Raw genomic sequence first — 15,548 nt, forward strand, 5'->3', positions numbered from 1 at the left:
ATGATTTTTCCTACCAGAGGGGCCAGTATTTGAGCACTATTCATACGGAATCCACCCATAGAGCCCAAAACATGTCGCTGGAATGGAGTGATCTGGCGGTCATCCTCGCCGTCTGCCGTAGCGGTACTTTGGCCGGTGCGGCCCGCGTTCTCGGCCAAAACCACAGCACCATATTTCGAAGAATCAACGCTATAGAAGAAAGAACCGGAGTGCGTTTTTTCGAACGCCTGCGTGAAGGCTATGCCATGACAGATGCCGGCCGCTCTGCCATGCGCTATGCCGAACGCATCGAGGCCGAGGTCCATGCGCTTGGTCGCGAGGTACTCGGACAAGACTTACGTATCCAGGGCAAGATCCGCGTTACCGCGCCTGAGGGAATGTTATGGAAGGTGTTGCCGCCAGTATTCGATGCCTTTGTGAAGCGACACCCCGAAACCAGTATCGAAATCCTCGGCGGCCACTCCATGGTTGACCTGGGACGTCGCGAGTCAGACATTGCTGTTCGCGCCACCGCCAAACCACCCGATATCAGCCTCGGCAAGAAATTGTGCAATTTTCGTTTCGCTCTCTATGCCTCGCCGCAATTCCTCGACAGCATGGACGAACGTCCTATCCATGAACAACCCTGGTGTTTCATCGAAGGCACACATGAATGGCTGGTTCCCTCGTTGTGGAAAAAACCAGAGCAGGCAGAGCGAGTCATTGCATTCAGCAGCGCCAGTGTCTTTGGTGTACTCAACTGCACTGCCGCTGGCATGGGCTTGACGCTAATGCCCTGTTATCTTGCCGACGCCGAACCACGGCTGGTGCGCGTCAGTGAATTTACTGGACCAACATTAGAGTTATGGATACTGACGCATCCGGATTTGCGCCACACCGCCAGAGTGAAGGCATTGATGGCATTTTTATTTGAGAACTTGAGTAAGGATGCCGATTTGTTTGAGGGCAGCAGACCTGCGGGGAAGCCGAGGCTGATCTGGGGGGCATGATGCATTTGCGCATGTTATCGCATGAAGATACACAGATCGATTGACAGTTCCGCTTCATTTTCCGATTTTATACGTCGAACTCCGGCCGCGCGGATCTCGCAATAGCATTTCCTTGCTTAATTGCCTCCTATCCTCGATCAATGGCATCTCTATTTCGCATTCTCTGCAACTCCACATCTGATAATATCTTTACTCTTACCTGCCCATAGTTTTTAATCGAAAGGCTTTTTGGATCTTATGACTAGCCGCATTGATGTGTTGATTGGTGCATAATACCGACTGCAGCCCGGAATCAGGCTAATAGCATTTCCATACCGTTTAATGGCGTAATAGCATGGAAAAATTACGGAAAATGATTGATGTCGCAGGTCTACTAAAGCCTGGAATAGGCAGAAAATTTGCGCTTTTCATATTATTATTCAGCTCTGTCGTCACCTTAGTCTCAACAATCGTTCAGCTGACAATTGAATTTAAACGCGATGTTGGCGATATAGAACGCTCACTTGTCCAGATTCGCACAAGTTATTCAGAAAGTCTGGCTGGAAGTCTATGGGTTGTCAGCAAGCAAGACGTAAAGCTACAACTCGATGGCATTTTGCGCCTACCAGACATGCAATATCTCGAAGTCCGAAATGAGAATGATGATATTGTTTCGAAGGTCGGTACTTTTATTGGCGTCCGTGTTTTGCGCGAAGAAACGCCACTCTTCTACAAACACCAAGATAAACTTGTATTCGTTGGGACATTAATCAGCATAGCCAGCCTGGAAGGCGCTTACCAACGGCTAATTGACAAAGCACTTGTCATTCTGCTTAGTCAGACCATAAAAACCTTTCTCGTATCTTTTTTCATTATTATTCTATTTCAGTACTTGATTGGGCGTCATTTAGCGAAAATTGCGCGTCATTCCGAGGTACTGGATGCGATTACGCCTGAGCAAAACCTGGAACTCGACAGAGATGACGCAAATTCGAAACACAAAGACGAGCTAAGCCACGTTGTATCCGCTATCAATAAAATGCGGTGTCGCTTAAGCAACGCATTTAGAAAATTGCTACACAGTGAAGAAAATACACGAATGATGGTTGAGTCAGTTCAAGACTACGCCATTTTTCGCCTTGATGTCGATGGGCATATCAGCACATGGAACAGTGGCGCACAGCGTATTTTTGGCTATGCCGCGTCGGAAATAATAGGTAAGCCATATAGTGTTTTCTTTTTACCGCACGATATTGAAAACAATGTGGTGCGTCAGTTACTGGAAAATTCCGTAAAAAATAATCGTGCCGAAAGCGCAGGGCTTCGCACACGCAAGGATGGAACCGCGTTTTGGGCAGAAGGAACGCTTACCGCGCTTTTTGATTCCAGTAACACTCCCAAAGGTTTCTCATCTGTTACGCGCGACATTACAGAACGCAAGACAGCGGAAAAGGAACAACAGCGACTCAATCGCGCTTTGCGCCTGCTAAGCGACTGTAATCTACTCCTCGTCAATGCAAAATGTGAGTACGAATTACTAACTGGCGTCTGCCAACTCATCGTCAACACAGGGGGTTATATCGCCGCTTGGGTGGGAGTACCAGAAAACGATCAAGACAAAACAGTTAAGTCCGTCACTCAACATGGATTTGACCAACAGTTTTTCAACGAGTCTCCCGTCTCCTGGGATGAGTCACTCAGCATTGGACGCGGCCCGACGGGTATTGCGATACGAACACGTAAACCGCAATTCTTTCAACAGGGTCAAACGAATTCCCAGATACTACCGTGGCGATCAACCGCAGAAAAGCACGGTATACAGTCTGGTCTTGCCATGCCTATGATTTCCGGAGATGAACTCATCGGTATACTATCCCTGTACTCTTCTGATCCCATGGCATTTACACAGGCGGAAGTAAACCTTTTCGAGGAGTTAATCCGAAATATTGTTTTTGGCATCGAACGTCTGAGATCTATAGAAAAACACGCCATTGCTGAGGCTGCCAGCGAGGCAAAATCCACATTTCTTGCGAATATGTCACACGAGATTCGCACACCGCTTAACGCCATTCTGGGTTCAACCCAACTGCTACGCCGCGAAAATCCCACGCCGAAACAATCAGAACGGCTTGACACAATCGATACCGCTGGCGAACATTTGCTCGACATCATTAACGCAGTCCTCGATTTATCAAAAATTGAGGCTGGCAAATTTTTTATTGAATCAAGGTCAGTTAGCGTTGTTGAAATCATGGCCGGCATAAACTCCCTCATGGAGGAGCGTGCCACTGCAAAACATCTGTCCTTCAAAATAGAAATCGAAAAAGTGCCGAAACTCTTAGTAGGAGACGCCACTCGAATAAAGCAGGCCCTGATAAACTATGTAGGAAACGCTATAAAATTTACCGAAAAAGGCATGATAACTGTGCGCGCTACTACTTTAGCGGAAAGTGATGACGATGCAGTTATACGCTTTGAGGTGGAAGACACCGGCATTGGAATTGCCGATGAAAATATTCATCACTTGTTCACCGCATTTGAACAAATTGATAGCACTTCTACACGCAAGTATGGTGGCACAGGTTTGGGTTTGGCTATAACGAAAAAGCTTGCCGAATTAATGGGGGGCGATGCTGGCGTAGAAAGTAAACCCGGCATCGGCAGTAAATTTTGGTTTACTGCACACCTAAAGAAGGAAATATTACCGCGAGCAGAACATTCTTTTTCTGATAACAATCGCGATCAAATAGACATCGAAAAAGATTTCAGTCGAAATAGAGTATTGATCGTGGACGATGAACCTGTCAATCGAAAGCTATTGATCGATATATTGAAGATACTAAATCCTCAAGTTGACCAGGCGGAAAATGGTTCAGAAGCCGTTGAACTAATAAAAAATAATCCATATGACCTAATCTTCATGGACATGCAAATGCCTGTCATGAATGGACTGGATGCAACGCGAAGGATTCGAATGTTGCCGAACGGTAAGACCGTACCCATCATCGCTTTAACCGGAAATGCTTTCTATGAGGATCGCCTTCGATGCCTAGAGGCGGGAATGACCGAGTTTGTTTCCAAGCCATTCAGTGTAGTTCAGCTATTGAGCAATGTCCGGAGGTGGCTATCCGAAACTGTACATTCAAACGACAAGGAGCTTGTCTAATGTTTCTTAACCAAGTCTACAATTTACGATTAAGAGTCGTTGTCATATTCGTTTTGGCATTTTTTTCTGCACATCCCAGTTACGCGTCTGCACTGCCTGACTGTTCTCGCACATATACCCTGGCCTACCACGACCATGGCATGCTGTATTCGACCACACTAGACGCAGGCATCGATAGAGACGTTGCTATCGAAATGGTTAAAAGAAGCGGCTGCAATGTCGAAATCTCTGTTATGCCGAGAGCTCGCATATGGACCTGGATAGAGTCTGGCCAACTTGATTTCAGCATGTCGGGAATCACCAATGCATCGCGTGATAAATTTGCCGATTTTGGTTGGTATCTGTACAACAAATATTATTTTTTAGTCCGAAAAGACGCAAACATTGATAGTCTTGCGGAGTTTGAAAATAATCCCAAACTTGAAATCGGTGCAATCCGTAGTTTTCGTTATAGTGAAAACGCGAACAAATTGGTCGACCGATTGGCGTCGCAACATCGCGTTACCGACGTACCGGATCATGCACAGTTGCTCAGCATGCTCAAGCTAAACCGTATTCAGGGTATGATTATCGAACCATTCAATTACACACAGGTCGACAGTCGTGAGCTGAATGAAGTTACGAAAATCATCGACACTGGCGATCAGCCGGTACTACATGGACTCATCATGTCAAAGAAATCCCTGTCTGAGGAAGAGAGAACGAAATGGCGTAATATCATCGATGGAATGAGAATGGATGGAACGCTGCTCAAGATCATGAGCAAATACTTCGACAAGGAAATGGCAATATCGATGGTTGATTTCTAGTCTGCACGGGAGTGCCCCCCTGCAAACGCCAGTGTTTAGATATTTAACTTATTAAAAATAAAACCTGGCAAATGCCTTAATGCCATCATGATCACCCACCACTTACCTGGCACATATTCGGTCGTCTTGCCCGACTCGACTGCCAGCACAATCTGTTTCGCCACAGATTCAACACTGGCTAGCTTTACTCCCTGTGCCTTCAAGTGTGCCGTCATGGGCGTATCGGTCGGGCCCGGCTTTATAAGCACCACTTTCACTTGTGTGCCTGCAAATCGGTGTTGCAAGCCTTGTGCATAACGGGTCACCAGTCCTTTTGCCGAACCATAAATATAATTGGACTTTCTGCCGCGATCACCAGCCACTGAGCCTATAATCAGTAATTTACCACTATTCGTCTCGGCCATATGCTTGGCAAAGGCTTCGGCAAAGAGTACTGGCGAGACGGCATTGATCTCCAGGGCTCTCTGCATTTGTTGCAAGTCGTTCTGACAAGCGTCTTGATCAGGCAAATCTCCATGTGCGATCAGAACAATATCGCAACGACCCTGTATTGCAATACTGTCAACCGTCGTTTGTATAGATTTCGCATCGACAAAACTTGTCTGAACATTCTGGATATTGGTTTGCGGACTACGCACTTTGAGATCGGCGGCAACTCGCTCGAGTTTTTTTTCATCACGCCCAAGCAGTACCAGTTCAGCAGGCCGTTTTTTCAACCACAATCTGGCGCAATGTGACGCAATCGCCGAGGTCGCGCCCACAATGATAATGCGTTGTATGTCGCTCAACTCAACTCCCCATTAATCGTCGTGACAAACCGGAACTGATACCGGGATCACGGTATTGACAGAATTCATTCAATCGCGGATAAGCCGACTCAAATAAATCACGCGGCATACGCGCATCTTTGGCCGGATAAATTCCTCCGCCTGCCTCTCTCACTATGGCGTCGAGGCGTTCAAACAGTTTCAGCGTCCTGTTGCCACGGTTGGCGAAATCCAGGGCCAGGGTTACACCGGGTCGAGGAAAACTCAACATGCCACGCGACTGTCTGTTGCCAAAGGTTTTGAGTACCGTTAGAAATGAACCTTCACCGGTACGCGAAATTTCTTTTAGCATTGCCGCCGTCGCATCATTCCCCGCCTCACGTGGGATCACGCTTTGATACTGATAGAAACCTTTGGGTCCATACATACGATTCCATTCGAGAAGATTATCCAACGGATAAAAAAATGATTCATAGTGACTGACGGCACACCCTGCCTGAAATTTTTTCATGCGAAAATAGATGCTGTTGAAACAGCGCAATGTCGCCTTATTAACCAGAGAAAAAGGTGGCTCTAAAGGCATGCGCAATGTGTCGTGTTTACGCGACGGCACCTGTTCAATTTCCGCTGGATTTGCGCGCATGAACAGGCCGCGCGTATTTTTTCCAGACAAACAGTCCACCCACGAAACCGTGTGTTCCCAGTCTGCTTCAGAACTATCCGCTAGATGGAAAAACTCGCCGAGGTCAGCATAGGGTATAGTCTCTGTTTCCAGCCATGGTCCCTTAACCGCTTGCAACTGTATTTCAGCTTTCGCAATAACACCCGTCAGTCCCAACCCGCCGACAGTCGCTTCAAACCAGTCACGACGCGATCCAGGACCGCAGACAATAACTTCGCCGTCGCTGCGAACCAGTGTCAGTTCGTGAACATGATCGCCAAAGCTACCCTGGCGATGGTGATTTTTTCCGTGGATATCGTTGGCAATGGCGCCCCCGACAGTCACTATTTGCGTGCCTGGCGTCACAGGCAGCATCCAGCCACGTGGAATCATCAGTTGCTGTATATCTCGCAACAACACACCGGCTTCGCACATGAGCCGTCCGGAGTGTTCGTCAAATTCAATAAAGTAATTGAGACCGCCGGTCATCCACAGGCTTCCCTGTGGATTCAGACACACATCGCCATAGCTACGTCCCATGCCGTACGCAAGTCCAGGTAATGCCGCCTGGGTAATCACTGTATGGATATTGTCTGGCGTTTTTAACTCAACAACTTGATGCGGATCAGCTGACAAACGTCCCCACGAGGAAACCAGTTTCATCTGCCCCCCGCACCAAAAACATAGCGTTTATCCAGTTGGTACTTGATCAAATAACCTATTGCAAGACCCATAACTCCGCCAAGATAGCGCATTTCTTTATTTGCGAAGATAGTGTGAAACATCCACTCAAAACCCCAGAATATCGCCGTGGTCAGAACACCCATAGTCACGTAGAGTGTAAATGTTTGCGCATCGTGTTTTGTGTCTCGGGCGCGAAAGCGAAAAATAAAACGTTTGTCGAGCACATATTTGACCACCAGTCCAACCCCCGTGCCAATCAGAACGGAAAGTGTAATCGCGTAGTCGCCAGGGTATACCCTTATGATAATATCCTGGGCACCGATGTTTGCCACCGTCGCGATAAATGCGAAAATAGCGTAGTCAAACACCAGTCTGGTCTTGGCAAACATGGAACCATCGTTACCCGGATGAAAATAATGCATAATACCCCAGTCTCCCATTCTCCCCTAGCACGCGCACTCGGTTTATTGAAACTGATGCGACCGATGCAGTGGATTAAGAATGGTTTCGTACTGGCCCCTCTGTTCTTTTCTGCCCGTTTTTTTGATTTGGTTGCCGTCAATCAGGCGCTTCTGGCCTTTGGTCTGTTTTGTATCGCAGCATCGGCGACCTATATTGTCAACGATATGCGCGATATCGAACACGATCGTCGCCATCCGGAAAAATTGATAAGCCGGCCACTGGCTTCGGGTTTGGTTAATCTCCCCACGGCATTGATACTTTTAATTTTCCTCTATGGCATACTCATCTTCGCCTGGTTTTTCGTTCCCCTGGTGATGATGGTTGTCACAGGCTATATCGTGCTTAATCTTGCCTATTCCTTTTTTCTCAAACATCAGCCTGTTGTTGATATCTTCACCATCGCCATCGGTTTCGTATTACGTGTTTACGCAGGTGCTTTGGCGATAGATGTACCGCTGTCGGCGTGGATGTTTGTCACCACCTTGTGTCTGGCCTTGTACCTCGCATCGATAAAACGCCGGCAAGAACTCAGTAAGAATGGTAGCAGTAGTCGTCGGGTATTAAACGCCTACTCCGTTCCACTCATTGATCGCTACGCAGAAATGTCGGCCACCGGTGCCTTGCTTTTTTACAGTATGTTTGTGATGTCAGCAAAACCGCAGCTGGTCATTACCGTTCCACTCGTACTCTTTGGACTGTTTCGCTATTGGTATGTGGTAGAGCAACTCGATGGCGGCGAATCACCTACCGATGCACTCTTTGCCGATTGGCAACTATTACTCACCGTCTTGTTGTGGGTGGCGGCGTGTGCCTGGGAACTGTGGCCGGGAACGATGTAAGCAAGCAGTAACCGCACAAGCGTTACGGAGATTGCACGCAAGTTTGGTTAAAACCTGACGCTGAGTTATAGTCGATGTTTTTCAATTCGAGCGGGGATTATTTGGATGAATTCTGCGGGAATTGTATTACGTCAATCTTCTGGCATGGAATGGATCGCCTTGCTATTAGCCTGTTTTTTCTCCCTGCTACTGGTTACCTATCCCATTTTCGATTTTGATTTTTACTGGCATCTCGCCAACGGTCGCGAGATGGTCAACTCTGGAAATATCGTCAGCGAAGAAATCTTTTCCTACACCCATCCCGGTGAGCATTTTTCCAATCACGAATGGTTAGGACAGATTTTGTTCTATCAGGTCTGGGACACGTTCGGTCCGATGGGATTATTCACATTCAAACTATTCATCGTGACTGCCATTTCATTCCTGTTATTTCGTATCGTACGCAATCAAGATCAGACATCGGGTATCGCATTATTACTAACGGTGTTAGTGGTATTGGCCGGGTTAAACCGCTATCACATTCGACCCGAATTATTTTCCCTGTTTAGCATGGCATCGTTGGTTTTTCTGCTATATGGCTATTGCGCGCAAAAACTTCCACGTGGCTTGATATGGGCAGTCCCGGTAGTCATGCTTACCTGGGACTGGTTACACGGTGCGGTATACGGTTTCGCCTTTCTTTGTACATTTGTTATTGCTGAAAACATGAAGTTTCGTTTTAAGTGGTTCGAGCGCCAGACGCGTCTCTCAGCCCCCAACCTGAAATATCTCAACATCTGTTTTGGCGTCACGCTACTCGTGATGCTCGCCAATCCGTTCGGTATTCGTTCCTACGGCATATTCGTCGGTTATGTTGTTGGTGAGGCCGATTTCAATTCCGTGATAAGCGAGTTCACGCCGATCAGTTGGGAATATTCCAAAGTGTTTATTCTAATGTTGACCTGGCTCCTGGTCATGATGGTCAGGAACTGGCGTCAATTGGATTTTACACAGCTCGCAACCAGCGTGATGTTTTGTCTGGCCGCATTGCGATTCAGTCGCATGGGTGGCGCGGCGGCGATTGTCATACTGCCACTCATCGCGGACTTGTTAAAGATAAGCATGCAGTCTACAAGAAAACAGTTTGAAAGACGCATACACTTATTCTCGGTTGCTACAATATCGGCGCTGGTATTCTGGTATAGCTACGCCGTCAAATTCGGCGCTGAAGAGGCTGAAGCAGACAGTGAAAAATATCACTACGTAAAAGCCTATGATCTATCTTTTGGCTACCATATGAACGACGACATGTATCCTGCCGGAGCTGTACATTTTGTCGAAGAGAATCAAATCTCGGGCAATCTATACAACTCAGGCAATCTTGGCGCCTACCTCTCCTATCAAATTACACCGGAACGCAAGATTTTTCAGTACAACATGGGACGTGTATTCGGCAATCCCATGCACTATGTCATGCACCCCGAAGAATTGACAAAGTGGAATATTGCCTATGCCCTGGTCGACACCGAAGCGGAAATGAATCTTTTTCCCAATGCACAATGGGCCAATGTGTATCGTGATAAATCTTCCGTACTCCTGATCCGACGCACGCCAGAAAACGAAGCGCTAATCAATCGTTTTGAAATTCGAATCTTTAGTCCTGTGTATTCGGACGCCAGCCTGCTGGAAATGGCGCAGGATCCAGAAGTGTTACAAACACTGGCCATCGAAATGGGCGACTATCTCGACTATCGCCATGATCCCCGAATTGCCGCGATATGGGCAAAAATTTTACGCAATCACGAAGAATTGCGCAGCGAAGAACTTTTCCAACATTTACTAGGCAAGGCGATCAAATATAACCCAGATAGTAAATTGGGAGACTTATTGGATCATGCCTGAAACCGGGGTAATTGTCGCGACACGAACTATATTCGGTATAGATTACTCTCAAAGTACTTCAAGTTCTCAAGCGCCGACCAGTTGTGCGGCCGTTTTTATTTACGACCAAGAGACCAATAGAAGTTGCTGAAAAAAAAATAGCATGTGACTGTCTTATGGTTGTGATTTCATCCCATCGAATACGCATATAGACCGCCTAACCTGTTGTCCTAAATAGTGTAGTTGGTAGAACTTGTGTGACAGAACGACTCCGTGTTAGTCCACCCATTACGATATTTGGTGACCAACGCCACTTTTTTACAGATTTTCGGTCAAAAGCCCCCACCCCCAGCCGCTATGACATTGGGGGCGCAAATTTTCCATAATTATTCACAAGATGGATGAACGCGCTTCCTATAATCCCCGACAAACTATATATAAAACCCATATGGCCGTAGCAAAAGACGCAGTGAATTCGGGCATTATTGCCTTAATTAAGGTAGGTGCCGATACCGGAAAGATGGCGATCACTGAGCTTTCTATGCAGGGATGTAGCTCTCTCACCAAACTACCACTGACTAAATCACAGCCGGTTATCCTGCATCTGTTGCAAGAAAAAGCAAACGGCAAATACGGGGCGTACCAGCCCATCTCGGCGGTGGTACAGTCGGCGACGCGGGATAAAACGAATATTTATCAAGTCACGCTATCCTTTAAGGGTGCAATCGCAGCCAATCAAGGCGTGGCCCAGATTTTGGAAAAAAAGCAGGGTGCAATAGCGCGTGATAAGCAGGGACACGCCCACTCTGCCCTTGGAATGATAGAAACCAGTCTCGAAGTCACTCATCCTTCGTTATATGTCATTCCGATGCGTTGTCATTTATGCGATCAGGAACATATTCCATTCATCTCACTGCAAAGTCGTACGATGGAAAGCAAAATGAATATCTTTGGTGTTCCCCAATACCGGAATGCCTTACCAGGCAAGGAATTCTGTGACTACAATTTGCTACGCATCACAGTTTGTCCCAAGTGCTTTTTCGCCTCTGGTGAAACAAGCGACTTTATTCGTGAAAAAGAAAAAAGCGCCACTGAACCTTTTAGCAAGGAAGTGATAGTTGAACACTGGCTTAATAGCATAGCCGAACGTCAAACACTGATAGGAACAAACTCAATCGGATTTTTTAGCGAAAACCGTAGTGTCGAACAGGCGCTGATCTCATATGATCTCGCCGTCTTGAGCAGCAACGCCCTGCTCACAATACAGGAGCAAAAACACGAACGAACCCGCAACTACGAAGTGGCCCGTAAAGGCGTTGCCAGCATGTTGATTAAAGCCGAATTACTTATGAGCAACAAGAAACCCAAAGAGGCTCAACTGATTCTCAAAAATGCCTTGAAACGTCTCCTGGAAATATTTCCGTTTCTAACAAAAGAGTCCAGCATAAAGGCTGCCTTTCTCATGGGTATGTTGGGTCTATATTTTGAGAACGGCAAGATTGCAGGCGAGAACTTGAATTTTCTCCGCCAGTACGAGCAAAACAACCGTATTCGCTTTAACAGCGAAGAACAAAAAACACTAAATACCAGCCGAAAGATGCTGGAAGATGCGTATCAGAATCGAGCGGACTTTAGCTTTAGAGCTTTAAAAGGGTTTGATAAGCCATATTGAGAGACATGTAATCCACGAGGAAGAGACTGTAAACCACTTTGTGAAATACACTTCTAACCAGTTATTCTTCTATGATTGACGATTTTTCACGTCTCTTTAGCTTTAAATCGAAACATTAGAAATATGGCATATCGAGATAAGTATTCTCCACTTGTGTCATTCCACACCAATAGCGTTGCTTTCGAATCGATAACTTCCTAAACTGAAGTGGCGCTAATTGCGCCACTTCTTCTATCCTATTAAGCCGCGTTTTGACTTTCAGGACTAATTCGATTTTGTTCTATATCTGCGATGTTGTTTTCACATTTTTCACCATGCACTAAATGATCGTTCATATAAATTTCCCGTATAAAGTAATCTCCATCCCCGTCTCGCAAGAGTGCAATTCCGTTTACATTGGACAGTGGGACGTCCCCAAGATGTTTTTCTCGGAAAAATTCTCTGATACCGTTAACAATTGATATTGACGAGGGATCTCTGTTTTCACTGACCATACGTGCTAACTCTATGCTCCTCACTTCTTGATCGATGTTTTGTTGCAGAATGTCCTTTGTTTTGCCAACTATTTCCGCTTGTTGTTCTTTGTTCCTCCCTTGAATTGACGATGAAAAATGAGCACATAGAACACGTGTTCTATTATTGTATAAGACCACTAACCCAACACATGGACCAACCCCTTCAGTTCCAATAGTATCGGCGTTTATATTCTGCAAAGCACTCATCATTACTCTGTGGTTAACACGAATATCCATCCTATTTCTCCTTACTTTACAGTAATACTGTTTATCAAATCGTCAAACAAGTCCACTAGTCGAATTCTGACTTTATTATTCGTCCAGTCGTGTCCGCGATAAAGAGGGGGAAACGTAACCGCTTGTGTTTTGTCCAGCGGCGCGTGAAACTTCGGGTCATCCAAATCCTGACAAACCAGAGTACCTGCTGTACGTCCGTGGTTATTGCCGTTGTGATGTACTTCATATACTTGGTCCATAACAGTGATCACGCCGTTATTTGCATCAAAGGACCAATAGAGATTCAACCAGGGGTGATCGTCATGGGCTGCCATTGCCATCAACATCTGAGTCTGGGGAAAGCTTTGGTTAAAAGTCAGAATATTATGATAATAGCGATTGGCATTATCCTCGAACTGAAGATTAAACGGAAGCCAACTACATTTCAATTGCGCCGGCGCCCAACCCTTGCTACACGTTAATTGAAACTCAACCTTGCATCCTTTTCTTGAAATGAGATCCAGGGTTGCATCGACCTTGTGAAATAGTTTATCTATGCTGACTTTTTGTTTGTCTTCTCGCTCAATCTCTAAAACATCTGCGAGTTTTAGTGTCGCCACATAGGGAAGATCCCATGACGTAATAGTATCTATGTAGTAAAGACACTCTCTTTCTATTTTGTCAATCACATCCAGATGATAGTTCTTGACCAGTTTTGGATTATTCTTCAACTGGTCAAAAGACGCGTATATATCAAATAGATCAAGAACTGTTTTATTTACTTTGTTTAACACGCCCTGGTCGACGTATGGCGTCAGGGTTATGTCGACGCCCGGATAGTACTTTTTCAGGGCTACACTGATTGCGACATGATCGACCCATGGCTGACAAATGTACGACATGGCAATTTCTGCATTAGAGAATATTTTGTCGTCTGGCGACAAAAAGCTAGAAAATGCCTTGTTAATCGAATCGGTATCGCTATGGTCGATATTGGCATTCCCCGAATATCGTATATTCGTCGACGTTGAATATTTCGCGCTAAGGCTTTTAAATTTACTTACAAAATTCACGTCAACTTTTGTCTTTGTTCCCCATGCATTAATCTCAGCACTAAGATCTACTTTCATTTGCTCAAACTGAGATTTCGATGATGATTGAAACTTATAGTAGCCAATAAAGTAACCACCCCGGTTTTGACCTGTTACAAAATGATAGGAATAACGATCGATAAACTCATCAATTCCGCCACCGGTATTGTCGTCCAACATACTTAAGGCGTCAGGTATCACGTCTTTTTCACTGCCATCCATCATCCACTCAATTTTTTTTGTCTTTATCAGTTTATAGAAGGTAAAAACGATCGAGTATTCGTCAACCTCCATTTCCTTAATGACCTGAACCGCCCCATCCACCTTGGATCCCCATCCAGAGAACGAGAACTTAGAAGTGACATCCAGCATCTCGTTGTATTCCTTAACAGACTTAATACACTTAAATTTTGAATCGGTTTCGTAATTAAGGGTTTCCTTGAATTTCATGGTTTCCTCGCGAAACACTCTTCCTTTTGTCTCACCTCTTAACACATCAATACCAACTCCAAACAGATTTCCGCCAGCATATACTTCCAGGGGAGAGGCATGACGAGAACTCATCAAGCTATTACTAATACCTGGAATGACCTCAGATGGTTGGGTAGCCATTTATAACCTCCGATAATTATTGACAATTTCCTGTACGAATAACTACAAGCCGTATTGTTGTAGATATTCGTTTTCAGTTATCGACACAAGGCTAAATTAGCGCATCACCGAAACAGGTGATATTTTGCGTTTTTTGAATAGTGTTTTTTCTGTATAAGGACATTCAGAATTATTCAGAGGTGATGGACACTTTTTGATCCAAACACATAGAGAGTCACTACTTAGAACGTAAGGCCTGAGTTCCGTCAATAAACAACTGCTGTTCAGTGTAATGTAATCTTGTAGCGTCTGGATTTACCTTACGTATCCAGACAGACACCACGCGTTGAGGGAATTTTTCAAAAAGCCAATGGTAAACTTCCGGGTCTTTTTCGCCGTCATCGCCGACCAGTACAAATTTCATATTCGGAAACGTCCGCAATATGTGTTGAATTTTTTCGGTCTTAAACTTGAACTGATCGAGCAAGGGATCACTATCTTCGCCATTGAGTTTCTTCGTAAGAATTATGCGCCTTGGAAAACCTTGATAGTCCAGAAACTGATCGATTCCACGCTGCAGTTGCTTTGGAGAGCCAGTAACGAAAAACAGTGTTGTGTAGTCTGCTTGAGGATTATCGGAGAGTAATTTACTGTACCAGTCAGCCATACCCTCAACCACCCGTCTCTGTTTATAATTCAAGGCGAGTGTATTGCTTATAACATTTTGTTTGTTGATTACGTCGGTGATAATAACCGTGTCATCAAAGTCGGAAATGATACCTAGTGTGTTCTCGGGTGGTATTACAATAAGTTGACATTGCGTGGATAAACCGCCACGAATTTTGGCATCGAGTTGATGATACCCGGAAGATAGGCCTGATGGCTTAGGCACTTCGAGTGTAAAAAATCCTTCCTCGCCAGAGCTTAGCTGATAAACAGTCTCGTTTACATTAAGCTCAATCTTAGCATTTTCTCGTTCATCATTAATTAGCTGACGAAGCTTACGCCAGCTATTGACCAGCCAACTATCATCCGAAGTCACATCTCTTTCATTTTCGACTTCCAGGACGCGTCCCTCGACGAAAATGCTGTCCTGGTTACCATAACAATAGGAGAACACCACCTGATCCTCGTCCGCCCAGGTAGTTTTCACAAGCACGTTGATCAATACGATGGTAAATAGAGCTATAAGAATTCTTACGAGATGACTGCGCATAAGCATCTTCCTTTTTGAAGACTATTATGCA

The 15,548-nt window shown here is 45.5% G+C and carries 12 protein-coding genes; 6 read left to right on the forward strand and 6 right to left on the reverse strand.

The window, feature by feature from the left end; genetic code table 11:
• Positions 1-29: 29 nt before the first annotated feature.
• The 3 genes from OEZ43_05890 (at position 30) to OEZ43_05900 (ending at position 4,943) form a co-directional block, all read left to right on the forward strand.
• Positions 30-989, forward strand: a complete 960-nt coding sequence (locus OEZ43_05890) for a LysR family transcriptional regulator (GenBank protein ID MDH5545104.1) — start codon at positions 30-32, stop codon at positions 987-989.
• Positions 990-1,323: 334 nt separating this feature from the next.
• The gene (locus OEZ43_05895; protein ID MDH5545105.1) at positions 1,324-4,134 is read left to right on the forward strand and encodes an ATP-binding protein; all 2,811 of its coding nucleotides are present in this window, start codon (positions 1,324-1,326) and stop codon (positions 4,132-4,134) included.
• Positions 4,134-4,943: a transporter substrate-binding domain-containing protein gene (locus OEZ43_05900; protein ID MDH5545106.1), complete on the forward strand. Its 810-nt coding sequence runs from the start codon at positions 4,134-4,136 to the stop codon at positions 4,941-4,943. Before OEZ43_05895 ends, OEZ43_05900 begins: the two co-directional genes overlap by 1 nt.
• 35 nt (positions 4,944-4,978) lie before the next feature.
• On the opposite strand, the gene OEZ43_05905 is transcribed toward OEZ43_05900, so the two are convergent.
• Genes OEZ43_05905 through OEZ43_05915 form a run of 3 tightly spaced genes read right to left on the reverse strand, consistent with a single transcriptional unit; the run spans position 4,979 to position 7,444 of the window.
• The gene (locus OEZ43_05905) at positions 4,979-5,731 is read right to left on the reverse strand and encodes an SDR family NAD(P)-dependent oxidoreductase (GenBank protein ID MDH5545107.1); all 753 of its coding nucleotides are present in this window, start codon (positions 5,729-5,731) and stop codon (positions 4,979-4,981) included.
• Between the two features lies 1 nt (position 5,732).
• Positions 5,733-7,034 carry an FAD-binding oxidoreductase gene (locus tag OEZ43_05910; GenBank protein MDH5545108.1) on the reverse strand — a complete coding sequence of 434 codons (1,302 nt, stop codon included), beginning with the start codon at positions 7,032-7,034 and terminating at the stop codon, positions 5,733-5,735.
• Positions 7,031-7,444, reverse strand: a complete 414-nt coding sequence (locus OEZ43_05915; GenBank protein MDH5545109.1) for a GtrA family protein — start codon at positions 7,442-7,444, stop codon at positions 7,031-7,033. Before OEZ43_05915 ends, OEZ43_05910 begins: the two co-directional genes overlap by 4 nt.
• A gap of 27 nt (positions 7,445-7,471) precedes the next feature.
• Between OEZ43_05915 and OEZ43_05920 the strand changes: the two genes are divergently transcribed.
• The 3 genes from OEZ43_05920 (at position 7,472) to OEZ43_05930 (ending at position 11,888) form a co-directional block, all read left to right on the forward strand.
• Entirely contained in the window at positions 7,472-8,356 is an 885-nt protein-coding gene (locus tag OEZ43_05920; GenBank protein MDH5545110.1) for a decaprenyl-phosphate phosphoribosyltransferase, read from the forward strand.
• Between the two features lie 105 nt (positions 8,357-8,461).
• Positions 8,462-10,237 carry a hypothetical protein gene (locus tag OEZ43_05925; protein ID MDH5545111.1) on the forward strand — a complete coding sequence of 592 codons (1,776 nt, stop codon included), beginning with the start codon at positions 8,462-8,464 and terminating at the stop codon, positions 10,235-10,237.
• Positions 10,238-10,664: 427 nt separating this feature from the next.
• Positions 10,665-11,888, forward strand: coding sequence for a DUF2225 domain-containing protein (locus OEZ43_05930; protein MDH5545112.1), 1,224 nt, complete (start codon positions 10,665-10,667; stop codon positions 11,886-11,888).
• 239 nt (positions 11,889-12,127) lie between these two features.
• Here OEZ43_05930 and OEZ43_05935 read toward each other — a convergent pair whose 3' ends face one another.
• From OEZ43_05935 to OEZ43_05945, 3 genes are all read right to left on the reverse strand, one after another.
• Complete coding sequence (locus OEZ43_05935; GenBank protein ID MDH5545113.1) at positions 12,128-12,640, reverse strand: hypothetical protein; 513 nt, start codon at positions 12,638-12,640, stop codon at positions 12,128-12,130.
• Between the two features lie 11 nt (positions 12,641-12,651).
• Entirely contained in the window at positions 12,652-14,322 is a 1,671-nt protein-coding gene (locus tag OEZ43_05940) for a hypothetical protein (GenBank protein MDH5545114.1), read from the reverse strand.
• A gap of 217 nt (positions 14,323-14,539) precedes the next feature.
• Positions 14,540-15,517 carry a DUF2183 domain-containing protein gene (locus OEZ43_05945; protein ID MDH5545115.1) on the reverse strand — a complete coding sequence of 326 codons (978 nt, stop codon included), beginning with the start codon at positions 15,515-15,517 and terminating at the stop codon, positions 14,540-14,542.
• Positions 15,518-15,548 lie beyond the last annotated feature (31 nt).

The sequence above is a fragment of the Gammaproteobacteria bacterium genome, assembly GCA_029881255.1.
Taxonomy (GTDB): domain Bacteria; phylum Pseudomonadota; class Gammaproteobacteria; order S012-40; family S012-40; genus JAOUMY01.

Coding starts and splice junctions, on each gene's coding strand:
- OEZ43_05895 (MDH5545105.1), top strand. CDS start 1,324: ATGGAAAAATTACGGAAAATGATTGATGTCGCAGGTCTACTAAAGCCT.
- OEZ43_05900 (MDH5545106.1), top strand. CDS start 4,134: ATGTTTCTTAACCAAGTCTACAATTTACGATTAAGAGTCGTTGTCATA.
- OEZ43_05910 (MDH5545108.1), bottom strand. CDS start 7,034: ATGAAACTGGTTTCCTCGTGGGGACGTTTGTCAGCTGATCCGCATCAA.
- OEZ43_05915 (MDH5545109.1), bottom strand. CDS start 7,444: ATGTTTGCCAAGACCAGACTGGTGTTTGACTACGCTATTTTCGCATTT.
- OEZ43_05920 (MDH5545110.1), top strand. CDS start 7,472: ATGCATAATACCCCAGTCTCCCATTCTCCCCTAGCACGCGCACTCGGT.
- OEZ43_05925 (MDH5545111.1), top strand. CDS start 8,462: ATGAATTCTGCGGGAATTGTATTACGTCAATCTTCTGGCATGGAATGG.
- OEZ43_05930 (MDH5545112.1), top strand. CDS start 10,665: ATGGCCGTAGCAAAAGACGCAGTGAATTCGGGCATTATTGCCTTAATT.
- OEZ43_05935 (MDH5545113.1), bottom strand. CDS start 12,640: ATGGATATTCGTGTTAACCACAGAGTAATGATGAGTGCTTTGCAGAAT.
- OEZ43_05940 (MDH5545114.1), bottom strand. CDS start 14,322: ATGGCTACCCAACCATCTGAGGTCATTCCAGGTATTAGTAATAGCTTG.
- OEZ43_05945 (MDH5545115.1), bottom strand. CDS start 15,517: ATGCGCAGTCATCTCGTAAGAATTCTTATAGCTCTATTTACCATCGTA.